This is a genomic window from [Clostridium] symbiosum ATCC 14940 (assembly GCF_000466485.1).
In the GTDB taxonomy this organism is placed as follows: domain Bacteria; phylum Bacillota; class Clostridia; order Lachnospirales; family Lachnospiraceae; genus Otoolea; species Otoolea symbiosa.
The window spans coordinates 14009-16877 of the sequence record NZ_KE992990.1 but is presented as its reverse complement, the minus strand read 5'-3'; the positions used below and the strand labels follow the sequence as shown (position 1 = coordinate 16877).

Below are 2869 nucleotides of genomic sequence, written 5' to 3'. Positions count from 1 at the left end.
ACGAAGGTTCCACAACAGGAGCGGGAAATGCCATTAAGGCGGCAGGAAAAGACGGAATTATCGGAGTAGGTTTTGATAAATCCGATGCCATACTCGGCTTAATCGACGACGGATATTTACTTTGCACAATGGCACAGAATCCAGACGTAATGGGTTCCATGGGTGTAGAGGCCTGTGTACAGGCGCTTGAAGGAAATTCCCTCGGCGGCGAGGTTAAGGATACAGGTGTTTCCGTACTTAAAAAATAACAGTACACAACCGTGTGAACAGTAATAATAAAACGCCGGACCTCAGGCTCGGCGTTTTTGTTGAATTGTAATATCGTACATGATATGATTAAAAAAAGGAGGGGTTAACGATGAAACGCAGTGAGATTAATGCAGCATTAAAAGAGATGGAAGAAATGGTGAAGGAGTACCGCTTTGCAGTTCCGCCTTTCTGCAGCTTCACACCGCAGGAGTGGGAGGAGAAGGGACATGATTACGATGAAATCCGTGACAACATGCTGGGATGGGATATCACGGATTACGGCCTGGGGAATTTTGAAAAGACAGGCTTTTCTTTGATTACCATCCGCAACGGAAACCTGAAAATGAACGGCAAATATACAAAGACCTATGCAGAGAAGCTGCTGTATATCAGGGACGGGCAGTATTCTCCGATGCATTTCCACTGGTCTAAGATGGAAGATATCATTAACAGGGGCGGCGGCAATGTTCTGATCCGCGTCTATAATTCGACACCGGAAGAAGATCTGGACAAAGTGAATGACGTCCATGTGCATATTGACGGCAGAGAGCTTGTGGTTCCGGCCGGTACGCAGGTGCGCCTGACTCCGGGGGAGAGCATCACGATTTATCCTTATATGTATCACGATTTTGAAGTGGAAAAAGGAACGGGGGCTGTCCTTCTGGGAGAGGTAAGCCAGTGCAACGATGATAATACGGATAACCGTTTTTATGAGGAGATGGGCCGTTTCCCGAAAATCGAAGAGGACGAAGCTCCCTACCGTCTGCTCTGCACGGAATATCCGGCAGCAAAATAACAGGGGAAGGAATAGCTGAATGGCTGACAAGAAGGAATTGCTGCGCTTCTGCGGCAGCCTGGAACAGGCGGCAGGGGTGCGCCGGATTGAATACCAGGATGGAAGAGCCTCCGGACTCAGGTGCGCCCTGGTACAGAACGGGCCGCTGGAGTTTTTGCTGATGCTTGATAAATGTCTGGATCCGGCCTGGATCCGTTATAAAGGGCTTAATATGAGCTTTCTGTCAAAGCCGGGGCTTCAGGGGAGGAATCCCTATGATACGGCAGGCAGGGAGGCGGTACGTTCCATTATGGGCGGAGCAATGTTTACCTGCGGCCTGGATCATGTCCATGGGTACAGGACGGTTGACGGGGTGGAGTATCCGACGCATGGAAGAATCAGGACAACTCCCGCTGAAAAGATTGGCATGGATTCATTTTTTGACGGGGATCAATACAGAATCCGCGTGACGGGTGAGATGCGTCAGGCTGAAATTTTTGGGGAAAACATGATCCTCAGAAGGACGGTGGAGACGGTATATGGCTCCAATGAGATTCTGTTTCATGATGAGATTGAAAATCAGGGCTTTAAACCGGAGCCTTTATGCTTTTTATATCACTGCAATGCCGGCTATCCTTTTCTGACGCCGGAAAGCAGACTGATTCTCCCGGAAGTTTCCTGTATTCCGAGAGACGGGGAAGCGCAAAAAGGAATGGCCGGCCGGCTTTCCATGGGACAGGCGGAGGACGGACAGGCGGAGCAGGTGTTCCAGTACAGTCTGGCGTCGGATCGTGAAGGCAATACATTCGGAGCATTTGTAAATGATGACAGGGAGCTGGCTTTATGTATCAGATGGAACGTTAAGAAGATTCCGCTTATGGCTCAGTGGAAGAGCTGCGCTTCCGGCGACTATGCAATGGCGCTCGAGCCGGCCAACTGCGGATTTGACGGAAGGGCGGGCAGAACCAGGCTGCTGGCTCCTTTTGAAAAGCATATTAATGAGATACGTTTCTGTATCGCCGAAGGAAGCCGGGAGATTGAGGCGCTTGAGGAAGAGTGCAGAAATTTGATTAGTGAACAAGATTACGGGACGGATGGGGGAATATCATGTATGATGTAACGGCAATTGGAGAACTTTTAATCGATTTTGCGGCGCTTTCTTCAGATTCGGCAGGATACCCGACGATGAAGGCCAATCCGGGCGGGGCGCCGGGGAATTTTCTGGCGGCGCTGAATGCTTACGGTGCAAGGACCGCATTTTTGGGAAAAGTTGGCGGCGATGCATTCGGAACGCTTCTTGTACGGACTCTTGCCGATGCGGGAGTTGAGACAAAGGGGATCGTGACGGATGATACCGTGTTCACCACTCTGGCTTTCGTCACTTTCAGCCCTGAAGGGGACCGCTCCTTCAGCTTTGCAAGGAAACCGGGGGCTGATACCAGGCTTTTATTCGGAGAGCTGGATTTAAGCCTGATTGATGGAGCCAGGGTCTTTCACTTCGGTACGCTGAGTCTGACGGATGAACCGGTCCGTACGACGACGCAGAAGGCAGTCGCCTATGCACGGGAAAAGGGAAAGATGATTACATTTGACCCTAATCTGCGGCCCCCTCTCTGGAAATCCCGGGAGGAAGCCAGAGAACAGATACTGTGGGGACTGTCCAGGGCGGATGTGGTTAAAATAAGCGATGATGAAGTCGAATTCTTATGGGGAATCACAGATGAAACAGAGGCTGCCGGCAAGCTGCTCAATGAATATGGTGTCAGGCTGGCAATGATTACGCTGGGGCCTAAGGGGGCGTATCTGGCCAACAGAAACGGCGGGGCGCGGGCAGTATGCCCGCCT

4 protein-coding genes are annotated in these 2869 nt (G+C 51.0%); all 4 read left to right on the top strand.

Annotation, left to right across the window (positions count from 1 at the left end; all coding sequences use genetic code 11):
• On the top strand, positions 1 to 248 hold a 248-nt coding region (locus tag CLOSYM_RS16955; protein WP_021643053.1), incomplete at its 5' end, for a substrate-binding domain-containing protein.
• 110 nt (positions 249 to 358) lie between these two features.
• Positions 359 to 1045, top strand: coding sequence for a D-lyxose/D-mannose family sugar isomerase (locus tag CLOSYM_RS16950; RefSeq protein ID WP_021643052.1), 687 nt, complete (start codon positions 359 to 361; stop codon positions 1043 to 1045).
• A 19-nt stretch (positions 1046 to 1064) separates the two neighbouring features.
• Positions 1065 to 2144, top strand: a complete 1080-nt coding sequence (locus CLOSYM_RS16945; RefSeq protein ID WP_021643051.1) for an aldose 1-epimerase family protein — start codon at positions 1065 to 1067, stop codon at positions 2142 to 2144.
• Positions 2132 to 2869 (top strand): carbohydrate kinase family protein (locus tag CLOSYM_RS16940; RefSeq protein ID WP_021643050.1); only part of this gene is annotated, 738 nt, incomplete at its 3' end. The genes CLOSYM_RS16945 and CLOSYM_RS16940, both read left to right, overlap by 13 nt.

Excerpts from the sequence above, each read along its gene's own strand:
- CLOSYM_RS16945 (WP_021643051.1), top strand. The coding sequence starts at position 1,065 with ATGGCTGACAAGAAGGAATTGCTGCGCTTCTGCGGCAGCCTGGAACAG.
- CLOSYM_RS16950 (WP_021643052.1), top strand. The coding sequence starts at position 359 with ATGAAACGCAGTGAGATTAATGCAGCATTAAAAGAGATGGAAGAAATG.